General features: G+C 55.2%; 12 protein-coding genes. 6 read left to right on the top strand and 6 right to left on the bottom strand.

The annotated features are described in order from the left end of the window. Positions 1–63: 63 nt before the first annotated feature. The 4 genes from ACY1JZ_RS19895 (at position 64) to ACY1JZ_RS19880 (ending at position 8,253) form a co-directional block, all read left to right on the top strand. Positions 64–2,529, top strand: a complete 2,466-nt coding sequence (locus ACY1JZ_RS19895; RefSeq protein WP_270167258.1) for a helix-turn-helix domain-containing protein — start codon at positions 64–66, stop codon at positions 2,527–2,529. Between the two features lie 180 nt (positions 2,530–2,709). Further along, a complete protein-coding gene (locus ACY1JZ_RS19890) occupies positions 2,710–4,998 on the top strand; it encodes a glycoside hydrolase family 88/105 protein (RefSeq protein ID WP_462630661.1) in 2,289 nt (762 codons plus the stop codon). A 345-nt stretch (positions 4,999–5,343) separates the two neighbouring features. Beyond that, positions 5,344–6,246 carry an aldo/keto reductase gene (locus ACY1JZ_RS19885; RefSeq protein WP_462630660.1) on the top strand — a complete coding sequence of 301 codons (903 nt, stop codon included), beginning with the start codon at positions 5,344–5,346 and terminating at the stop codon, positions 6,244–6,246. Positions 6,247–6,279: 33 nt separating this feature from the next. Continuing rightward, positions 6,280–8,253 carry an AraC family transcriptional regulator gene (locus tag ACY1JZ_RS19880; RefSeq protein ID WP_462630659.1) on the top strand — a complete coding sequence of 658 codons (1,974 nt, stop codon included), beginning with the start codon at positions 6,280–6,282 and terminating at the stop codon, positions 8,251–8,253. A 318-nt stretch (positions 8,254–8,571) separates the two neighbouring features. Here ACY1JZ_RS19880 and ACY1JZ_RS19875 read toward each other — a convergent pair whose 3' ends face one another. From ACY1JZ_RS19875 to ACY1JZ_RS19860, 4 genes are all read right to left on the bottom strand, one after another. Then, positions 8,572–10,311 (bottom strand): cellulase family glycosylhydrolase, encoded by a 1,740-nt coding sequence (locus ACY1JZ_RS19875; protein ID WP_462630658.1) that lies wholly within the window; start codon positions 10,309–10,311, stop codon positions 8,572–8,574. Positions 10,312–10,690: 379 nt separating this feature from the next. Next, positions 10,691–11,968 (bottom strand): LysM peptidoglycan-binding domain-containing protein, encoded by a 1,278-nt coding sequence (locus ACY1JZ_RS19870; RefSeq protein WP_270167264.1) that lies wholly within the window; start codon positions 11,966–11,968, stop codon positions 10,691–10,693. A gap of 549 nt (positions 11,969–12,517) precedes the next feature. Continuing rightward, positions 12,518–17,005: an S-layer homology domain-containing protein gene (locus tag ACY1JZ_RS19865; RefSeq protein WP_462630657.1), complete on the bottom strand. Its 4,488-nt coding sequence runs from the start codon at positions 17,003–17,005 to the stop codon at positions 12,518–12,520. A gap of 436 nt (positions 17,006–17,441) precedes the next feature. Next, the gene (locus ACY1JZ_RS19860; protein ID WP_270167266.1) at positions 17,442–18,284 is read right to left on the bottom strand and encodes a sugar phosphate isomerase/epimerase family protein; all 843 of its coding nucleotides are present in this window, start codon (positions 18,282–18,284) and stop codon (positions 17,442–17,444) included. A 241-nt stretch (positions 18,285–18,525) separates the two neighbouring features. Between ACY1JZ_RS19860 and ACY1JZ_RS19855 the strand changes: the two genes are divergently transcribed. After that, positions 18,526–19,035, top strand: a complete 510-nt coding sequence (locus tag ACY1JZ_RS19855; protein ID WP_462630656.1) for a DUF4241 domain-containing protein — start codon at positions 18,526–18,528, stop codon at positions 19,033–19,035. A 79-nt stretch (positions 19,036–19,114) separates the two neighbouring features. Here ACY1JZ_RS19855 and ACY1JZ_RS19850 read toward each other — a convergent pair whose 3' ends face one another. Beyond that, complete coding sequence (locus ACY1JZ_RS19850; RefSeq protein ID WP_462630655.1) at positions 19,115–19,711, bottom strand: TetR/AcrR family transcriptional regulator; 597 nt, start codon at positions 19,709–19,711, stop codon at positions 19,115–19,117. 84 nt (positions 19,712–19,795) lie between these two features. Here ACY1JZ_RS19850 and ACY1JZ_RS19845 point away from each other — a divergent pair, with 84 nt between their 5' ends. Further along, positions 19,796–20,350, top strand: coding sequence for a hypothetical protein (locus tag ACY1JZ_RS19845; protein WP_462630654.1), 555 nt, complete (start codon positions 19,796–19,798; stop codon positions 20,348–20,350). Here ACY1JZ_RS19845 and ACY1JZ_RS19840 read toward each other — a convergent pair. After that, on the bottom strand, positions 20,347–22,605 hold the full coding sequence (locus ACY1JZ_RS19840) for an AraC family transcriptional regulator (protein ID WP_462630653.1): 2,259 nt from the start codon (positions 22,603–22,605) through the stop codon (positions 20,347–20,349). The two genes, ACY1JZ_RS19845 and ACY1JZ_RS19840, sit on opposite strands and share 4 nt — an antisense overlap. Between the last annotated feature and the right edge of the window lie 367 nt (positions 22,606–22,972).

Raw genomic sequence — 22,972 nt, 5'->3', positions numbered from 1 at the left:
TGAGCCGCTGACGCTGGGAATAAGACATGGACGATTATGTGTAGAGAAGGGCAGGAATGGGGAATGGGTGACATCAAGAGAACGGGGCTAAGGGGATGGACGGCCAGGCGAAGGCAATCACGGCGGTTTTTCTGGAAGAGCCTCGTGCTGCTCTTGATGGTGACCTCCATTCCGGGACTGGTGACCGGAACGGTCATCTACTGGTCGTCTACGAAGCAGATTGAGTCCGAGCTGCAACGGCTGCACGCCAATCAGCTACAGCAGCGGGCGGACAATATTGATGACCAATTCTCTTACCTGGAGATGCTCTTTTCTCAATGGTCGTTCGACTCGCAGTTTGACAACAAGCTCAAGCGGCTCGATTTTGTCTACAACTACGAGCAGATTCATGACATTTACCGGACGTTGCTCATTATGGAGGGCTCTCATCCACTCGTGTCGAGCGTGGAGCTGTACCTGGAGCAGCCGCGTCCGCTCGTATTTCGCAAGGAGGTCTATCTCGATCTGGCCGCACGAGCAGAGCGGACGAATGAGCTGAGGGATTCGCGGGAGCCGGAGGAGCCAGAGGGATCGAAGGGATCAACGGAGCAGGGAGGCAACAAGTACGCCAGATGGCTGGATCATGCCCGCATCGAATATTGGACCGATCAGTTTCAATCGTTCACGGGCAAGGAATGGCGATCGCCGGGCATGACGCTCATTACGAAGGTTCCGGGCGGCGGGGCGGAGTCCTTCGGTTATATTGCCGCTGTTATCGACTATGAGTGGCTAAGCCGACTAATGAATACGTTGACGCCCTATGAGGGCGGCACGACCTTTCTGCTGAGCGGGGAGGACGGACATTTCCTGAGTGCAGGCACAGCAGGCGAGCTGGAGCAGGCGATACGCGCGGCCTATCTGGAGCAGAGGGCGAAGACGCCAGATGAGTCCGCATCCGATCCGCCCCGCGGCTCCAGCTCCTTCCTCTACGAGTACAAAGGCGCGGTCTATTCTGTGTTCACCGGATCATTCTCACGGCTGGGGGAAGCATGGACGTATGTGTCGGCCGCTCCGCTGTCAGCCATTACGGCGCCGCTGTTGTTCGTCTCGCGGCTCATGCTGTGGGTCAGCGGCTGCGGCCTGCTATTGGCACTGCTGCTATCCTGGGGCGCATCGCTTCGCCTGTATTCACCCATCAGCCGGCTGATGGGCATGCTGGCCAAGGAGGGAGAGCAGCGCAGCACGGCGGACAACCGCGATGAGTTCGACCTGATCGAGCGCCAGTGGAAGCATCTGACGAGCGAGCGGCAGGAGCTGATGGGCAAGCTGGCCGCTCATGTGCCGCAGATGCGCGAGGGCTTGCTCCTGCAGGTGGTGCAGGGCTATCTGTTCTCGCAGACAGAGCGCGAGCTGCGGGAGCGGCTGCGCCAGTATGGCTGGGAGGTGGAGGGTCGGCAGCTAGTGGTGGTGCATATTCAACTGGCAGGCTTCTCCCGCCTGGAGGGTCGCTTCCTGCCAGGTGATGAAGACTTGGTGACCTTCGCCGCCGTCAATATCATCGCCGAGCTGCTGGAGCCGCAGCAACTGCCGTTCCAGGTGCTGAACTTCCACGATCTGTCGCTCGGACTGCTGCTTGCCTTCCCGGAGGAGCTGCCGGATAAGGAGCTGCGCTCCGAGCTGGCGGAGCTTGCCGAGGAATGGATCGAGGCGGCCGAGCGTGCGCTCAAGCTGGAGATGACCGTGACAATGAGCAAGTCATCCACGCAGGTTAGGCATTTGCCGTTGCTGTTTGAAGAGGCGCGCCATGCGCAAAATTATGTCGATGTGCGCGGCGGCAGCCAAATTATCGATGTGGATGGGCTGGAGAAGCGCGCAACGGCTGCCGGGGATTTCAGCTATCCGTTCTCGCTGGAGAAGGAGATCATTCATGCGGTTCGCATCGGCTCCGAGGAGGAGGCCGCAGAGCTGATCGAGAGCTTCCTGGGCGAGCTGGCAGAGGGTGGAGCGCCCAAGCTGGTCGTACAGCAAGGGATGCTCCAATTACTGGGCAGCCTGCAATATGCCATGCTGCATTCCGGTACCAATCCGATCCGGCTGTTCGGGGGCAGCAATCTGTTCGAGCAACTTGCTGCCTGCAACAGCCCGGAGGAGATGCTGGACTGGTTCCGCCACAAGGTTGTGGGGCCGTATGTGCGCGAGCTGATCAGTAAGCAGGATCATCACTTGAAGCAGATGGTAGAGAAGACGATGCTGCTGATCGGTGATCATTATATGAGCTTTGAGCTGTCGCTCGATTGGTGCGCCGAGCAATTCGGTACGAGCGCTTATACGCTAAGCCGTGCGTTCAAGCAAGTGTCTGGCACGACCTTCATCGACTATCTGACCCATCTGCGACTGGAAAAGGCGAAGACGGCGCTGCGCGAGACGGATCGCAAAATTCATGATATTGCGACAGGAGTAGGCTATCAGCATACCTACTTTAACCGCATCTTCAAGAAATATGAAGGCATCACCCCAAGCCAGTACCGTGAATTGAATCGCAGCTACTAGCCGCCAGGCGGCGCAGCCGGGACGGGGCTTCCGGCTGTGTCTACGTGGCGCTTGTTGGGGGAGAGCAGGTTGATGGCGTTGATTCGCCCTTGGCAAGGGAGGTATCCCCGCACGGGGTTAAGCAGGGGTTAATTAGAGAAGCAGCTATCGGAAGCTGCAGCAGTACAGGAGGGATGGAGTATGGCCTATATAGAGGCGCAAGAGAGTGTATTCGCCAAGACGGGCGGCCGTGTGAGCGAGGTGCTGGAGACGGTGGCGGGACGATATATCGGCAACCACCCGCCGCATCCGATGACATATCGCGCTTACAGCAAACGCGGTATTCGAAGGCAGGAGGATTATCGCTATGTGTTCGATCTGGCAGACCGGTTGGAGGATGCTTGCATCGGCCAGTATATCTATGCATGGTCCAAGCTGTGGTGCGAGGCAGAGACAGAGCTGCGATTTGCACTGGAGACGGACAGTCCGGCAAGGCTGTATGTGAATGGAGAGCTGTTCTATAGGACGACGCTGATGGACGAGAATATCCCGGACTATCGGGCAACGCTGGTCATCCCGATGCGCAAGGGCTGGAACCATCTGGTGCTGCGCTTTATCTATACATCGACAGGCTGTGGAGGCACCTTCGGCACCGCAACCTACAAGAGCATGCCGCTGCATCTGCTCATGCCCTCGCAGGAGCGCGAAGGACAGGAGGGGTGGATCTACTCTGAGCCGCTCACCAAGGAGCTGGCCTTCATTCCCGCTGCGGGGCTGTCGGAGGCCGAGACGGGTGTCCGCTGGTATCCAGATACGAGCTGGAGCGCGCAGCAAGCGGCCGGGCAAGGGGCAATCATGCGCCTATACGGCACTGCGGCGGACGAACTGAAAGGAGCAGATCGGGAGGGTACAACAGATGGCGATGGCGGTATGGCGGCTGTTGGTGACGGTATAATCGCCTACGGCTGGACGCAACTGCGCGGGCTAGGGAACCAGCCGGCTGGCGTTCGGCTGGCGGGCATCGCTTATGGGCCGTTGACGGTATATGTAGATGGGCAGGCGCAGGCTGAGGTGGAGGAGCCGGGGCCGTTCACGGTGGAGGTGAAGCCGCGGGCCAGCCGTACCGACCTGCTGCTACGCTGCGTCAGCGGGCCAGCGGGCTGGGGCTTTGAGCTGGAGCCGCTTCCATCCGGGGTGGAGCAGACGACGCCGGTGCCGGTGCATGGCGCCGCAGATGGCTGGCTCTATCTGGGGCCGCTGCCGCTGGAGGAACGCGGGCCGGAGCATGACTCGCCTGCCGATCGTCTGTGCACCGTGTATCCGGGGCTAGCTGGCGGGGAGGTGTTCTGGCGGCTGGATGCGCCGGATACTTGGGTTCGCATCTATGCCGAGAATCCATTGTTCGGCAAGTGGAATTACCCGCTGGGCGTGACGCTGTACGGGCTGCTGGAGACGGGGGCGGAGCTTGGCCGGGCGGAATATATGCAGTATGCCAAGCGACATATTGAGCTGTGCACGAGCCATTACCGCTACGCGCTATGGGATAAGGAGCAATTTGGCGCCTCGGCGGTGATGCATACGATGGCGACGCTGGACAGTCTCGATGATTGCGGCTCGTTCGGCGCGGTCATGCTGCTTGCGGATCAGCGTGTCGGCATCGCTCATTGCGATGAACTGGCCGAGCGGATCGCCGCATATATCAGCAGCGAGCAGGCGCGCAGACCAGATGGAATGCTGTACCGTACCCCTGATCCACAGCGCCTTAATGTCGGCACTGCCTGGTGCGATGATCTGTACATGAGCGTACCTTATTTATGTCGCTATTACCGCGTGAGCGGCGACATTGGCTATTTGCACGATGCGGCCAGACAGTTCAGACTATATAAGGAGACGCTATATATTGCGCAGCAGCAGCTCATGTCGCATGTGATCGATTACCGCCGTGGGAAGGCGACCGAGATCGCCTGGGGGCGGGGCAACGGCTGGGTGCTGTTCTCGCTGTCGGAGCTGCTTGCCGAGCTGCCGCAGGAGGATTCGGAGCGCGGATGGCTGCTCGCATTTTTCGTGGAGCTGTGCGAGGGATACCTTCGGCTCCAAGGGGAGCATGGGCTATGGCATCAGGTGCTGGATGATTCGCAGTCGTATGAGGAGGCGTCTTGTACCTCGATGTTCGTCTATTCCTTTGCCCGCGCGGTGAGGCTCGGCTGGATTGACGGGACGGTGAGAGAGGCTTGCATTCAGGCGGTCGAGCGCGGCTGGGAAGGGCTATGTCGCCGCGCGATTGACCGGACAGGCAACGTGTACGGCGTATGCCGCGGCTCTGGCTACTCCTATACGGCGGCCTATTACAGAGATGATCTGCCATGGCTGTTGAACGATACGCATGGGATCGGCATCGTGATGCTCGCCGGGATGGAGAAGGAACGGCTTGATCGCCATCTGGCTGCATGCCGACAAGGAGGGGCGGAGCAGTCGGTTGTCGTCCGATAAGGCTTCTGCACGTCCTAGTAGACTTGAGCGGATAGTGGGGGTGGAGTGGCTGGCGCTGCTCGCCCCTGATGATTGTAAATTAAAGGTATACCACATCCTTCGCTCCTAATATCCACAGAAATTGAGCGTGAATTCTGTCATTTTCATTACTTATCCACATTTTATCCCCGTTATCCCGTATTTTATCCACATGGCATTTTAGATTGTCCACCATATTCTTAAACTTATCCACATGACATCCCGTGATTCTTCGTGTTCCACTGCTGAGCTCCGGCAAGGTTATGCTATAATGACAGACAGAGCAATGTCGTTCGGAGCATGAAATATGAAGAAGGGGAGATCAGATTGAAGCAGAATCGATTGGGCAATTCGGATGTGCTGGTCGGCGAGATCGGCCTGGGATGCATGTCGCTGGGCACGGAGGTGCAAGCGGCTGTAGCGATCATCCATGAGGCGTTGGAGCTGGGGGTCAACCTGCTGGATACCGCTGATCTGTATGACAGCGGACGCAATGAGGAGCTGGTGGGCAAGTCCATCCAGGGCAGGAGGCATCAGGTGGTGCTGGCGACCAAGGTCGGCAACCGCAGAATCCCTGGACAGGAGGGATGGAGCTGGGACCCTTCCAAGGCGTATATCCTGTCGGCTGTCAAGGACAGTCTGAGAAGATTAAATACGGACTATATTGATCTATATCAGTTGCATGGCGGTACGATCGACGATCCGATCGATGAGACGATCGAAGCCTTCGAGCAATTGAAGCAGGAGGGCTGGATCAGAGCCTACGGCATCTCCTCGATTCGTCCCAATGTCATTCGGGAATATGCTAGTCGTTCAGATGTGGCCAGTGTGATGAATTCGTACAGCATCATTGACCGTCGTGCAGAGGAGAGTGTGCTGAACCTGCTGCAGGACAGGCAGATTAGCGTCATTGCCCGCGGGCCGCTCGCAAGCGGGGCGCTGGCTGCCAGGCGGGAGCCTGTCAAGGGCGTGGCAGGCTACGAGCTTGACGAGCTGCGCCAGCTTCGCGAGCAGCTTGCCGAGCTGGAGCGGCCAGGCCGAAGCCTGACGCAGCTTGCGCTGCGCTATTCGCTGCATCATCCTGCCGTAGCGGCTGTCGTTCCGGGAGCCAGCTCGTGTGAGCAGCTTCGTGACAATGTCGCGGCTGCGGCTACTGCTCCCCTGTCCGCAGAGGAGGTAGAGCTGATCCGGCGGATCAGCAAGGCCGCTGTGTATGAGCAGCATCGATAGTGGCTGCTTCGGGCTACTGCGGAGAATATCAGGATGGGGCGCAGGGAGGGCAGTGAGAGCCAGATGATGACATGGAAGGAGATTGCGGCAGCATGGAGCAGTCAAACGGTGCGGCTGCTCGATATACGCCACGCCAGCCTGCAGCCGGGTGAGCGCGTGGCCTACCGTCTACCGGCATTTGCGTTCGTGCTTGTGACTGACGGAGAAGCCAGAGTGTCTCTAGGCAAGGCGGAGCAATGGGGGACGGCTCCTGTTGTACTCCATGGGGGCAAGGGAGCCACGCTGCATATTGAAGGAGTGCGAGGCTCTTTTGACTATGAGCTCATATTGTATAAGCCGCTGGATGAGCAGCAGCGAGTTGGTCGTGACATGGAGATGGTTTCAGGGCAAGTAGGGCTCGATAGTTCCATACACGAATATAGCTTTCAGCCCAGTTACCCGCTTTCCTTGCAGGCATTAGCAGAGCGGCTGCGTCGCTGCTGGCAATCGGGCGAGGAGCTGGAGAGAGTGCAGGCAATGGGACTGTTCTACCAATTTGTCTATGAGCTGCTCCAGCAGCTCAGGCAAGCCGGAGCACAGGCCGAGCCGCCAGATCTCGCCTCGCAGATCGCCAGACATCTGCATGAGGTATATGACCAGCCTCTAGGGATGGATATGCTGGCTGAGCGCTTTCATTACAGTACCCGCTATCTGGCGCGGGTGTTCAAACGCAAGTACGGACGCAGCCCGCTCGATTACGTCATGCAACTGCGGATGGAGCAGGCCAAGTCGCTGCTCGCCCGCTCGGATGCGCCGGTGTCACATATTGCCCGCAGCGTCGGCTACACAGATATGTATTATTTCAGCAGACTCTTTAAGAAAAATACCGGGGTTACGCCCGCACAATTCAAGCTGCGGAGCCTTCATACAGGTTCAATCTGTACTAAAAATACATCCGAATTGTTAATTGCTCCCCAGGCAAGCAAAGGCTATATTAATAAAGAGAATCATTATCAACAAACCATAGCCTGGAGAGTGGATGAGATGAATACCCGTTATAATCGCATATTGACCGCTGTGCTGCTGCTCAGCCTTACGATGCTTGTTGCCGCATGCGGAGGAGGCGGAGCCAAGACAGAGACGGCAGGAAGCGGCAGCCCAAGCGGCCAGACGCCTGCTCAGCAGGAGGAGACGACAACTGCACAGACTCGTACATACACGGACGCTCGGGGTCGTGCAGTGGAGATTCCGACACGGCCTGAGCGGGTCGTCGCGCTGACGTATGGCGGTTATCTGCTGCCGCTTGGCATGAAGCCAGTCGGATCGGATCAGATGGTGCTGGATGTATACCCTAAGGAGATGGCGGATGTGCCTAGCATCGGAGATGGGCTGGGCAATGTGGAGACCATAACCGCACTCGACCCTGATCTGATCTTGCTGCCGGAATATCATGAGCCGAGTGTCTATGACAGCCTGCAGCAGATTGCCCCTACGGTAGCGATCTCCTGGGGCGGTGATGCGGATGTTGTGCCGACCCTGCGCGCGATCGGGGATGTGCTGAATCGCAAGGAACAGGCGGAGGCCTGGATTACGAAGTTCGAGGACAAGCTCAAGACGCTGCGCGAGCAGGCGGTCATCCACGTTCCAGCGGGGACAACGGCTGTATCCTTTATTCTGTACAAAGGCGAGGTGCTGTTGGGAGGAGAGGGCGGCACGCTAGGCAAGCTGATCTATGGCGACCTTGGCTTTGCGCTGCCAGAGCAATTCAAATCGATGGCGGATGGAGGCGGGGTTATCTCGCTGGAGACGCTGGTTCATCCGGGAGCAGATTATTTCTTCACCCAGATGAATGAGGAGGAGCTCGCGCAGATGGAGGCGGAGTTCCAGCAGCCGATCTATCAGACGGTTCCTGCCATCACGGAGGGACGCGTCATCAATGTAGCGCGGAACAAATGGAATTTTGGGCCGTATCTGGCCGAGCAGGCAGTTGATGAGTTGTTCGAGAAGCTGAACGCCTCCTTCAAGTAGGCAGCAATCCATCTGTAAGACTGTGCGTGCTCACGCAAGCACTGTTCAGCAGTCCTGTTGTTCTAAGCGGTCTAACCCATGAGTAAGAGGCCTTGACCCGCCTGTGAGCCGTGTCCTGCAAGGGAACACGGCTCACTGCTTCAATGGGCCTTCAGGCGTCTTCTTTGCAAGATGTAGCGTGGTGATGCAGGGCCACAAGGGTATTATGCCGTTACGCCGCCGCATGTGATCCGCAATCTGCCGCCACAGAGTGGCGCAAGGGCTGTGGCCGTGGTCTCCCGGCTATTGCTTGCAGGGCAGGAGGATGGGAAGCGCTCGTTAAGGCGTACCGCTCACCCAGTTCCCACTCTTGTTCAAGGTATACTGGATGACGGCTCCGCTCCAGAAATGGAATTTGAGAATGACGGTGCCGTTGTTTACATCATTGAAGAAGTTCTGCTTCAGCACAATCTGGTTGCTGCCATAGGATGGCTCGAAGGTATAAGCAAACTCCTTGAAGGAGGTCCAGTTCTGCGGTCCGGCGTTGCTGCCATTCGGGTAGACGGCTTCCATCGTCGCCAATTGATCTCCATTGAAGGAGGTCGGGATCGCGAAGCTGCTCGTCTGGCCGGACGCGGCAGACAGGGAAGGCGTGTTATACACGATGACGTTGAAGAGCCAGCTCGCTCCCTTGCTGAAGGAGGCTTTGATGACGGTCTTATGTCCGAGCGGCTTGCCGGCTGTCAGATTGTTCAACAGTCCGGCCTTGAAGGTTAGTACGCCGGAGTTCAAGGTATAGTCGGTGCCCGGATTCAGGCTGGCTCCATTAACGGATAGCCCCAGGAACTGATTGCCTGGCTCGTTCAGAGCCAGCGTAACAGGGGTGTCGGCGGCAGATTGTCCTTGCTTGATGAAGATCAGATCGGTGCTGGCTGTTGCTGAGCGGCCAGTCCAGCTTGCCTTCATCATGTCGAACAGTTGCTGATCCTTCCACTGGAACGTCAAGCGATTGAAGTGCTGCCCATTGTCCCATAGCATATGCGTGAGCTTCTTGAGTTGAGCGTAGTAGATCATATACTCAAAAAATTTCAGCTTCTCTCCCTGCTCAATCGTACCCGTATGCTGATCAAAGCCCAGCAAGCCGAACTCCCCCACGACCACCGGAATGCCACGGGCAGTGAAGGTATTGTGCACCCGGTCGAAGGAGGAGATGATGTCGGCTCGGGTCTGCTCATCAAAGCGAGTGACCCCTGCAATATTGACACTGAATGGCCAGAAGCCATAGTAGTGCACCGTAGCGATCAGATTAGGATCATTAAGCGAGATGATGGAATTGTACAAGGCATCCAGATGCTGCTGCTCGGATGAGGTATGCATCGTAGGAAGTACAAGCGGCCGTGTGGCGTTCTCCCCGCCAGAGGCACGAACGATGCTGTGAAAGGAGCTGTTGAGCGTGTCCAGCATCTCTTGCTGGCCATACCAGCCCCAACTGCTGAATTGTGGCTCATTAATGCTCTCGAACATCAGCTTGTTGGAATGGTTCTTGAAGCGATCCGCAACCTGCTCCCAGATTTTATTGAACTGGTTCAATACTTGGGTGCGCTGATTGCCCATATTGTTCACCCAGCTCCATGAATCATGATGAATATTAATCATGACATATAGTCCTTCATTCAGCGACCAGTTCACGACCTGCTCAATCCGGTTCAGGTAGGCAGGCTGAATCGTGTAGCTCGGTGCTGTCCCCAGCTTGTGCTCCCAGGTGATCGGGATGCGGATGCTCTTGTAGCCCTGATTAGCAATCTGCTGGATCTGTTGCTGGGTGACGATCGGATTGCCCCATGCCGTCTCGTCCTCGCCGGACGGATTGGAGGTGCCGCCCAGCCCCACGGAATCGAAGCTGTTGCCTAGATTCCAGCCGGGCTGCATCGCATCCACATAGTTCTGCATCGGACTTGTACTGAGAGCTTGCACTGGGCTGCTTCCTGCTTGTGGCGCTGCGCTGGCCAGCCCGGATGCAAGCAGTGACAGAAGCAACAGTGTCATGAGCAGCATGAGTCCTTTTCCTTGGCGTTTCATTACGTAAACCCCCCTCGAAATGTGAAATATACTAAAAAATGAAAGCGTTACCATAATAATATACTATGAAGGACAGTGGATTTCTACCTCAGAAATTAGTGCTAATTTCATGTAATAATTGGATGGAAAAGTAAAGTGATAAGCGACTCCATACGAAATGAACGTTGCCCATGTCAGATTATACACAGCTAGCAGCCCCGCCGAATCGGCGGGGCTGCTGGCTACAGGCATTATTACTCAGACTCATGCTGCTCATGATCGCTCAGAGCCTATTGTGCAGGTGAGGGGGCACCTCTGATCGTGTGAACGACTTGTGTGCCTTGCACATCAATGAAGCACTCATTTCACCGGTGGGTGTCGGTCACAGGCTCTGCTCTGCTTACTTGAGCTTCGGAATTTTAAGCACGGTACCGATCTTCACATTATCCATATCGACAACATGGTTGTAATCGGCAAGAAAGCTTGCATATTCATTGGAGCCATAATATGTTCTGGAGATGCTATACAGCGTCTCGCCCTTGGCGACTGTATGATCGGACGTCTCATATTCATCAGCGCTGTCCTTCTCGAGCTTGTCCACAACGGCTCCGCTGCCTGTGGATGTGCCAGTGCTGGACGAATTGCCTGTGGAGTCGTTCGACTTGCTAGACCCACTTGCACTAGCTCCTTCAGTTGTTGCGGCGCTGTCCAGAGCCGGGATCGTCAAGTGACTGCCCGCTTTCAGTCCAGTATTGACATCCAGGTTATTCTCCTTGGCGAGCAGCTCGACATGGCTCTTCGATTTGTAGAATTGCTGCGAGATGCTCGATAGCGTGTCGCCCGCCTGAATAAGATAGGTCGCAGGCAGCGTCACCTTGGAGTAGTCTGGCTTGGATGATGAAGAGCTGCTCTTGCCGCTGCCAGCCGGCAATGCCGGGATATTCAGCGTATCGCCCACCTTCATGTCATTGATGAACAATATGTTGTTATGCTCTGCGATGACAGAGAAATATTCCTTGGAATGATAGAACTTCTCGGAAATAATGCTCAGCGTATCCCCCTTCTGAACAACGTAAGTGGTAGGCAGCTTCACCTGCTGCTTGCTCCCGCTCGAGGAGGTGGCAGGCTGATCGTCTACTTTTGTGCCTCCTTGGGTATCGACTGCGGAAGGGTCAGCCGTTGTATCTTTTGCTGGAACAGTGGAGGTCTCTTTGGGTGCAGCTACACGGACGACAGCCTTCGAGCCGGCAGCTCCGCCTGTGGACGGTAAGCTGGTGCTGGATGTCTTAGCTGGCGTCTTCTCTTCCACCTTGACGGGTGTAGCCGGCTCGCTGGCTGGCGTATCTGGAGTCACCGGCGTAGTTGCAGGGTCACCGCCCTTAGGTGCCGAGGCATCGTCAGCGACGATGGGTGAATCGCCGGAGGTCGACTCGTCCGATCCGTTCAGGCTGTTATCTGGGCTGGCTGTTCCCGTTATGGAGTCGCTTCCGTTATTCTTGCCTGCAGCAGCTACATGACTCAGGTTGGAATCCACCTGATTCAGGTACTTGTTGTATAATACTCCGCAAATAATGACAAGAGTGACCATGGTTACGGCATACAAGGAGACAAGGATCTTCTTCTTGAGCGAGCCCTTGCCTCGAGAGCGTTTGGTTCTGGTTACATTTTCCTCATTCAAGGCTTAATCTTCTCCCTTATCTCGTCATTCATTCCTATTCTATCAATTGGTCGAAGCATGTGGAATGGGCCCATTCAGCCATTTCACTGCTGACTTCTGGCCTTCTTGCTCGACCTGTATTCCTTCATTTCGACAAATTGATGGAGAACCGGAATGTTGAACTGCCGTGTCTGTCATAATCTTCAACCAGACATCAATGCAGTATTCTATATGACAATTGTACTATATTGTTCTAAACAAAAACTAGACAAGTAGGTAAAGGGAACCAGTTATTTGACATAAGATTGGATTTCTTGGGGAATGAAGGTCGAAAATCATCAAAAAGCACCCCCCAGAATGCTGTTTGATCAGCAATTCCGGGGTGTGCTGGTAAAGTGTGCTTATTACATACAAAGGGCAGCTCGCGGCCCTATGGATATAGAGGACTTGCTGTTCATTGCTCTCGTGCTATTGGCACTTGTAGTCGGCTGTGACCACCCGCACAGCGGATAGGCGGACGACCAGCGGAACAGCCGACGTACAGACATCATTCACGCTTACTTCACGGCTCTAGTTGCTTGCACCATCCCCATAGACAGCCTGGGTTAAGCGATAGATCATTGCGGCTACCTCGGCGCGGATGGCAACACCTTGCGGATTCAGCTTGCCTCCGCTGCCATTAACGATGCCGCTATGAATCAGCGCAGCAGTGCCCTCGCTGGCGTAGCTGGAGATGGCGGATGCGTCGGAGAAGCCGCCCAACTGATCCGCTGCTCCAACTACCGGCTTGCCGGCTGCGGCAAGCGCACGGTAGGTCATCACGAACATATCCTCACGGGTAATCTCTCCGCTCGGATCGAAGCGATTGCCGCCCTTGCCGTCAGCTATGCCCAGCTCACGCGCTGTCATGATGGCGTCGTGCCAATAATCGGTAGCCGCTACATCTGCAAATGCGGTGCCGCTCTTCCCTGCACGCAGGTCAAGTGCGCGCGTCAGCATGAGAAGGAAATCACCACGTGTCACCTGGGCAGCAGGGCTGAAGTCTGTAGCGGACACGCCGTTGATGATGCCTCTGGCAGCGAGAGCATCAACAGCCATGCTAGCCCAACCATAGTTGCTCATATCGTTGAAGTTGCGGTTATTATAGATGACGCTGTAGCTTCCTGGACCATCCGCGAGGAAGGTCAGTGTGCCTGTCTTGGCATCGTAGCGGGAGGACACGAGCGGCGTAGCCTCGCCTGCGTCATTCAGTTGTCCGGCAACGAGCGGTGCGGCTTGCTCGCCTGCGGCAAGCTTGTAGGGCAGTGTCACCGTGAGCTGACCAGTCGTTTGACCCGGCTCCACTGGCTTGCCATCCATCTGGAGCTTCAGCTCGAACGTTGGTTTGTCTGTGGCATCCGTACCGGCCACTGGCGCGATCTGCAGATCGACATATTCAGCGGAAGAGTTGGCCATGCCAGCCAGCCAGCCCGCAGGCAATGTCACTACGCCGAGATCGGTCTTAATCTGCAACTGCTTGCCGTCAGCCGGCTTGCCCAGCGTAGCAACAGGCAGCTTCACGATCCAGGAGCTGGCCTGATCTTGCCCGCTACGGTCAAGGACAGCCGTGCTGCTGCTCTCCCACGCTTTCTCTACCGCCTTGGCCGTCAGCGTGACGGTAGCAGTATGATCGCTTATGGAAGGGGCATCGATGACGATGGCACCCGCTTGATTGCCCGGTGTAGTGCCTTCTGTGCCTGTACCAGCGTTGCCGGGGCCATCTGTACCTGTGCCTGGGGTCGAGCCGCTAGTGCCAGTCGAAGGATAATATGGCGCTTGCTTGGATGGCACGACAACCTTGCGTGTGACCGTGCCTGTCGAATTGTCCAATTGCCGTGTAACGACAAGTGTCAGTTCAACCTCTGTATTGCGGCTTGGCTGTGTGATCTTGCCGTCCACCGAGATGACCTTCGGTTGGCTTGTGCCCGTAATTGCCAGCGAGTAGCCTGCTGGCATCTCCGGCAGTGTGAGCTCCGTTGCGCCCAGTGCTGGGGCCGCAATAACCAGTCCGTCTGCCAGCTCCTGCGCGGATTTTTCGCGGGATACCATAATCCAGCTAATCTGCGGGTCGGAGCTGGATGCTCCGGCAAGAGGCGAACGACGAACCGTAACATCCAGCTTGCCGCCTTCTACAGTAAGGTTGCGGAAGTCGAGCACATCCTTGGCGCTGGTGAAGGTGTACGTCTCATGCACCTTTTGCTCGTTAATGATAATATCGGCCTTGCGCTTACCGTTGGACCATTGAGACCATGGATCGTACAGGCCGACGTAGACGGAATAGACCCCATCTTCGACATCGAAGCTGTAGGACAGGTCGTCGCCCGCGTTGCTGGTCAGGTAGCGCAGATTCGCGAATATATCATCCGATGCGCTGCCTGAAGTGTTCGTTGCATCACCAACGTAGCCCCAGGTTTGGCCAGCAGCAGGATTGTACTGCTGGTCAGGCGTGCCGGCATTCAGAACCGAGTCGCCCATCAGCTTGAGCCATGCTGCGTACTCAGTAGCCGAGCCATCATCTGTAGTCGGCGCGCCGCCAGAGTCAACGAAGTAGACCGTGTTATATGGCACGACGTCCATAGCAATCGAGATTTCCTTATTCGCCATCTCAGGCAGTACGCCACGCACGGTGACGCGTCCCGGCTTGTTGAAGCTTGCCGCGTCGAGCGTCCAGTTCACCGCGGTCAATTGCTCGCTACCGCCCTGACCCTTTTTGATTCGAATCTGTGCTGGCAGCACTGGAGGCTTGCCGACCTGTACGGATGCAGGCAGCGTGCTCACAATCTCGATGCTGCCCATCGAGTCCAGCAGCGGCAACTGCCATTCATCATACCATTTCAGCATCAACTGATTGTTCGGGCCGAACTCCAGCGGTAGCCAGATATAGCGGGAGTCTCCTAAGTCAGATACCTTCCATCGGTCTCCCATATAGACGAATTTGCCGTTGGCCGGGTCGATCGGAATAACATAGGTGCTCTGCGAGCCATGGGTGGTCGAAGCCAGCGGTCCGATCGATGGGTCGCGCATCGGCTGCCACGTCCCGAATAAACTGTCGGCTACGGTGTAGCGTGCTGGGTTCGGATCCCAGCCTGTGGCGCCGGAGGTGATCATATAATATTTGCCGTTGTACTTGAACACGGCTGGCGCTTCACGCTGTGCTCCGGGGAACACACGCACGTAGTCCTCGCCATATACCGCCTTGTACTCCGCATCGCGCTCTTCCTTGCCGTCCTTGTGCCAGCCGGTCACATCCGTATAGGCATCGTTCAGCTTGGAGATGTACATGGTCATGTTTTCCTCGCTGGAGTAGATGATATAGGCAGTGCCGTCGTCATCCTTGTACAAGGTCATATCGCGTGCCATGCCTGGCTGATTGGGTTGTCCGTTATATTCGGCGTCGGCCGGTGCACGGTCGAGCCGCTCGCTCTTGCCATATACGAATGGCCCTGTCGGGGAATCGCTCAGTGCATAGCCCGCTTCGGCCTTGGCATAGTTCGCGTTCGAGGTTGTGCTCGGGCCATCAGTGTGAAGCCACATGACATATTTCTTCGTCTTGTCATTATAGATGACCTTCGGACGCTCCAGAACACGCGTCGACCCGATGTCGTTATAGATGTCGTCCTTGTCAGCACGCCCATCATATAGCTTGGAGATGAGCGGATCAGACTCGAACTCTTCCATCGATTTGATTGCAGTCAGCGCAATCCCTTCATCCTTCCAGTTATACAGATCCTTCGAGCTGTAGACATGCACACCTAATGTCGGGGAATACCCGGTGGTTTTATCCTCACCATACCAATAGTAGGTTTGCGTGTTCTCATCATACAGAATACCGCCGCCGTGTGCCTGAATCGGCGCGCCGTTCGTATCCTTCCATACCTCACCTGGACGGAAGGAGCTATAGACCGGCGCCGCCTCGAGCGCGCCCTGCGCCTTCAGGATGCTGCTGCGCCAGGTATACAGCTCGTTCTGTACCGTCAGCACATCGGTGTTATTCTGCTGAGCAGTATCCAGAAATTGCTGAGCATCTGCGAGTACCTTCTTCAGCGCTTGGACGGAATAGACGGAATAGTCGGGATTGTTCGCCAGCGCTCCAGCCGAAGTGATCAAGGCTTGCAGTTGGCTGTACTCCATCACATTGTGCTTGCGGATAATGATATAGTTGATGAGTGGGTCGTTCCATTGATTCGGAGTCCCGGTTGCGGGTCCCTGCACGGCCACATTCAGCGTTCCGTCCGTCACGGACAGGCCACGGTAGACGAATTCGCGCAGCACCTTGCTGCCGATGGCGTAGTCGCCGCTTAAGTTTTGCCCTTCGGCAATCAGATTGACACTCCGATCGCTCCATGGGTTGAAGAAGCCGAAGGTCACATCATATTTACCCTCAGGCAGCTCAAAATCATATTGGATGGCTTTATCTCTTGTCTGTGGGCCATTATAGTAGCGCAGCGTCCCGGTCTTGCTGGAGGCGTCCGAGGTAGACGTGGAGGTCGTCGTTGTCCGCAGCCCCCACTGCTTGCCCGTAACGCTATCTGCACCGAAAGACTGCTCGGTCGAGCTGGCGAACAGGCCGAGCTTATCGCCGCTCTCTGCTGTAGCCGGAGTCGTATCCCCTGCATTGACAAAGTACAAGATATAATCGTTGGCTTCCAGCTCCGCTTCCGTAGGGCCGTCAGCGACAAGCGCCTTCAGTTGCAGCGGCTCTGCTTCACTGGCCTCCTGCTCCTCCACAGGCAATTCTTCCGTTGCCTGACCTTCCTGACCTTCTTGATCTAGCTCTTCGCCAGCTTGAACTTGCTCTGGCTGCTCCTCCAAGTCCGGGGCTTGAGCCTCCTCCTGCGAGGCTGCATTTGTCTGATCTGTGCTGGTTGCTTCCTCTTGCGCCTGTTGTGTCTGAGCAGCAGGCTCCGCGGCTGTAATCGCCGGAAGAGGCAGGCTGAGCACCATAGTGATGGACAGCAACAGGGCTACCCATTTTTTACGTGTACGCGGCGATGATGATTTAGATTGATGTTGTTCCATGACAGTTCACTGGACCTCCTTCATCGTTCGTCTCCGAAGCTTCAACCATCCGTTGCCGCCCTCGGTGCCGTCATCCCGTCAAGGAAATGCGGTTCCGTATGTAAGCGTTGTCAATAACATTTAATTTTCATTACTTTGCGGGGGCTTGAGGGCTAATCGAGTGATACAGCAGGCTGAAGCGCCCGGAGAGACGCTAACAATTTTCTCTCTAAACATAACCAAAGCGCTCTACAACAGACAATTGAACATTTCTGATATTCATGAACTATTGCAACGGGAAGGAGTTGAACATATGTTGAGGCAGTGAAGATTTGCTGGAGAAGGCCATAACGGGGGGGAAACATCGCATTTTAGACACATATCCGCGATGTTTGTATGACAGCAGCGGCTGCTTATATTGCCGCTGCTGTCAACAGAATCGGGTAGGAATGGAATGCTATAGATGCGAACTGGCCGAATACCGCGCGCGAATCGAATCGATATACTGCTTTGAAGCCGTCATCTCAGATCGGGATGCCGCTTCCATAATAATGTGGACATGCGGCTTATATTGCTGCAGCCGTTCCATGTACAGCTCATAGTTCATCTGCCCCTGACCCGGCGCAACTGTGACGAGCGTGCCTTCCGGCGTCATCAGCTTGTCCTTCGCATGACATGCGATAATGCGATTGCCCAGCAGCTCGAAGGCCTGCTCGATCACTTCATCCTGCCGGGAGAAATTATCCTCGTTCAGCAGATTGCCCGGATCAAGGACGACGCCAATGTTAGACGAGGGGACCTCCTCAAGCAGTCTGTTAAGCGATTCGGCAGTGCCGATCAGATGGCGGTCAGCGGCCTCCATGCCGACGAATACGCCCCATCGCTCCGCCTCGGCTGCCAGCTCCTCCAGCGTCTCCCGCATCGCGCGCCAGTCCTCCTCGGTGTAGTCCCCACCCGGATTAACACCGCTTTCAGCGGCAACGATCGGACAGCCCATCCAACTGGCGTAACGGAGCAGCTCCTTGAAGCGTGCCACATTCTCTCGGCGCTTCTCCACATTTCTGTCGAACAGGTGCACATAGCAGCCGAGCACGGATATGGATACGCCCTGCCGGGCGAAGGATTGCCCCAGCTCCTGTGCAAGGCCTGGGCTTAGCATACCGGACTTGCTAAAATCAACATCGCTGACCGCCTTCCACAGCGCAAGCTGCACATGGGAGAAGCCGGCTGCTGCCACCTCCTCCGCAAGCCTGCGGTACGGCAGGCTGCCAAACAGATGGGCAAGCACTCCTACTGACATGATGACTTCATCTCCTTCGGATCGGATTCATATGCGCTCTCTGCGCATCAGCATCTGTCTATCATTCTATGCTGTCCTTACGATTGTACACTAAAAATCGGGAGTCTGACGCGCAAATGTCGATTCTAGTGAAATGAGCAGAATTCGCAGAGGATGGATCGGGAAGGTGTGGTAAGATAGAGCCAACGTCTTGCCCGCCATCTCGCGCGGGTTACATGGAGCCATGCAGGAGGTATACAAAATGAGGATAGCATTAGGACAATTCATCGTGAGCTCGGGAGAGCTTGTTGTGGCTGATCCATGCCATGAGCTGAACAGGGAGAGTACCATTATGGGTGTCGCATCACCCGTCAGAAACGGCACATGGCAGGCGGTGTCCGAGTGGATGGAGCTGGAAAATTGGGGCGAGGCTTGTGCTTCTCTGATAGCCTTTCATACGGAGCACGGTACAGAGGATGGAGACTGGGTGAAGTGTCCCTTCATTGTAGGTGCTGTCAGCGGACAGGCTGGTATCTTTGATCGGGCATCCTATCGCGTTTCTGGGACAGAGTCAGACCATGAAGCGGCAGACAGCCAGTGGTACACGGACTGTTGTCATCTGATAGAGGCACGGGATTCAGGGGTGATTCCTGGTGGAACGGTATCGCGCACCGGGATGGGAGCCGGGACGTATGGAGCGTATTACAGGGTGGATGCGCAGCAGCAGGTGGTTGGCGTGAAGATCATTTTCCTGAGACAGCCGGACAGATAGAGCTGGCCGCTCGGGTGGTGGGGGCCAGCTTACGTCTCTCGGCGCAGTCACAAGGATGAAGAGTAGCGTCGCAGTCAATCTAGCGAGCGAATAGATGATCCAGATGACGCGATACGATGTCCTTTATCTGCTCGGGAGTGATGAGCTCCGGTCGTGTGATCGCATGGACAACCAACCCATCCACCAGCGCATGCAGCCGTGCCGCTTCAAAATCAGCATCAAGCTCTCCGTAGGCAGCATGTCCCTGCTCAACCAGCAGACGGATGAACTTCTCCAGCCCCTCACGAATCTGCTGGTGAACTGATAAGCTAATCGCAGCTACGGACTCATCCGAGGAGGCTCGTCCCGCAAAGGCGAGCCAAATCTCGGCTTCGCCCCGCCTCACCTCATCCAGTGGCATCATTTCCCAGATAACTCTCTCCATGTCCTGTCGAATATCTCCAGTGTAGGGAGAGTTGAGGATGCGTTCGTTGACTCGGCGAGAGACCAGCTCCATAGAGAAGGTGAGCAATTCATCCTGCGAATGAAAATAATGTCTTACCGACCCAAGCGACATCCCGATCTCGCTCGCGACCCGCCGCACGGACACACTGTCCAGCCCCTCGCGGCGGATGATGCGCCAGGCAGCTTCGGCAAGCTGTTCCTTGCGTTGATGATGATCGACTATTTTTGGCATAGCTATAGTATATCTCCATTGTTTTTTTTCATAAATAGGCTATAATAAAAAACGGGTTATATAATACATGTGTATTAAAAAGGGGTGATCGACTTGCTTGTATTTATTATTGCCTGTGAAGTGTTATTCTGGGTGTTTGTGCTCTCTGGGCTAGTCTGTCGTTACATGCTGCGCCTTCCTCGCACTGGAGCAGCGCTGTTGATCTGTACGCCATTGATTGATCTGGCATTATTGGCAGCCGCAGTCCTTCACCTGCGCAGTGGCGCAGAGGCCAGTCTGGTGCATGGTCTTGCCGCCATCTACATCGGCGTCTCGGTCGCCTTCGGCCATTCCATGATTCGTTGGGCAGATGTACGCTTCGCTCAGCGCTTTGCCGGCGGGCCTGCGCCGACAAAGCAGCCAAGGTGGGGCAAGGAGCATGCCAAGCGTGAGCGAAGCGGCTGGTATCGACATCTCGCCGCCTGGGCGATCGGCTGCGGTGTCCTCTATATATTAATCAAGCTCGTCGGGGAGCCGGAGCGAACCTCGGATCTCCTTCAGATCATTCAATGGTGGTCCATCGTGCTCGGCATCGATTTTCTTATCAGCTTCAGCTATACACTATGGCCCAAGGAGGAGAAGAAGGGAGTATCCCATTAAGTGGTCTCCCGTTCTGCCTGTTTTAATCTCCGGTAATCCGAAGGCGTGACGCCAAAGTTCTTCTTGAACATGCGATGGAAGTAAGAGCTGCTCATGTACCCGCTCTTCTGGGCAATATCGGCAACAGACAGGGTACTGTTCTCCAGGTAATCCATCGATTTCTCCAGTCTGACCGTATTGATGATGTCGACGATGGCATTCATCGTCTGTTGCTTGTACATCCGGCTCAGATAGACAGAGGACATATCCAGCTTGTCGGCGATCCAGTTCAGCGACAGCTCCGCATTGTCAAAGTTCTCATGAATCAGATCATTGACTCTGCGTACCAGCTCGCTCTGCTTGGTGGTGCGCTTGCTGGACAGCTTGAGCTGAATATCATCGAACAGGGCAAAGAATACCTCGCATAGCTCCTCCAACGTCTCGAATCTGTCATAGGACGGAATCTGGATGCTGGCACTCGCCTCTGCATCGAGATTATTGTTCTTGTATAGCGTGTGCAGCACGTTATTAATCGTCATCGTCAAGTGGGAGATGGCGAGCTGCATCACATGAATCGGATAGTTGGCCGTCTCGCGAACAATCTCCTCAAATAGCTTCTTGGCCTCCTCTGTCTTGGAGGTCATGAGCGCGTCGGTCATCTTGCGCTCCTTATCCCCAGGGAATACGTATTCCCTGGTCTCTAATGCGGTGATCGCCTGCGCATCTATCATACTTCCCCAGCCGTAGAACAGTCGATGCCTGGAGGCATCCTTCACCTGTCGATACAGTACACGCAGTTGGCTAGGATCGGCTGCTTCCGGGCTGTACGTGATGGATAGTCCGAGCTTCAGATACTCCTGCACGGCCTGCTGCACTTGTCCAAGCAATGCACGAAGCAGTGCATCGTCAGGCTCGTTCGTGTCATCCACTCTGTTGATTAGCATAATGACGCTGTCCTCATCACTATCGATGGTCTCTGTGCGGTAGTGCTGCATGCACGTCTCTCCACTAATATTCATGATGGCAAATTTGTACACACTGATGTCATCTCCGCGTGTCTCCTTCAAGTTGTCGAACTGATCAATTTTCAGCATGACGACGCGGTAAGGAGCCTCCAGATTCAGTGTAATCCCGCTCTCCACGAGCCGTTGCATAAGAGAAGCTGTATTCATCGATTGCTTGCCCAGAATCAGGTTGCGCAGCATGGTCTGTTTGATCGTATAGGAGCTGTTGCGGCGCTCATTCTCCAACGATTGGACCTTGTCGACGATCTGATGAATCGGACGGTACAGAACGCGCGAGAGCAGCCAGGAGAACAGCAGACCCGCCAGCAATATGATGACAGCAATGAGCAAGGTATTATTGCGAATTGTATAGACGGCGTTCGTTACCGTACTGTATGGAGTCACCCGGACATATTGCCAGTCCAGCGAATCGGGAGCAGTGAAGGAGATGAGCGACTTCTCCCCGTCAAAGTTGGCGACAATATAATTCGAAGACTGATCCCTCACCTTGCTCTGAAGCAATTCCTGATCCTGAGCAGACAGCTCCTTCGGAAGCAGCGTGTCGGCCAACAGCAGCTTCGACTGATTGTCGAGAATGTAGGACATTCCCGCTGCTCCATTACGAGTTGCGCTGATTCCTTTATTCATCCACTCTGCCGAAATGTTCACAATAACGGCTGAATTAATGGTCTGCGAGCGTCCGATGGCATCATAGCCGAGATAGGTGTAGGCGGCAACCTTGTTCTCCCCGACAAGTGTAGGGACGCCATACGTTCGCGGAATGGGGGAGAAGGGACGGTATTGCTGGAAGTTGTCCAGAATATCCAGGATACCCTGATCCGCAAGCTCGGACTTGCTGAACGTCCCCCCCTCTGCAGCCCGTCTAGCTGTATAGAAGAGTCCATTCTTGGAATTGTACACATAGATGGACTCGATGAACGGAATGGAACTAATATAGTTGTTCAATTCGCTCATAGCTGCCGTCTCATCATAAATATTCGGCTGTGTATAGAACATGAGCTTGGAGATCGTGAAGGTACGGTAAATCTGAAAGGAAAGGGCCTGAGCGCTCTCCGTCATACTGATCACTTCGCGGCTCGTCTGTTGCAGGTTGCTCAGATCGCTCTCGTAGGCCTTCTTCAGATCAATTCGGGTGTAGGTAACAAAATAAAATAGAGAAGACACCAGCAAAGTAACGACAATGCAAAGCGTAATGCTGAGCAGCAGTCGAGTATATAATTTCCTGTTGTGTGTAACGTGCAGTACTGCCATGCTCATAACCCCCTTTGCTTTGTACAAAACATACAATACGGTAGCCGTATATAGAAAGAATTCTACAGAATTGCTGGCCGATGTTGTACAGATGAAAAGATAGCGCTTACTACGATGATCCCCTCGTTCACAAGATGAACGGATGCGTATGTTTTATTATTATAATCATCAATCAAAAACCTGCGCAATGAAAAGAGCATACCTCAACTGAACGAACCAGGCCGACAGGGTGTGAACAATCTGTACATCAGTGAAGTAAGTTGCTGTTCACCCTCTAAAATCCTTTAGGGACAAGGGTTTTACTCTATCGTTCAAGAATTCTCGGAGGCGGGTGCGGAGTTCTGGGTGGTTGTCATATCGGTGCAAT

This window comes from Paenibacillus sp. J5 (genome assembly GCF_054955055.1).
The sequence above is the reverse complement of the archived record's forward strand: the minus strand, read 5'-3'. Positions and strand labels throughout refer to the sequence as shown.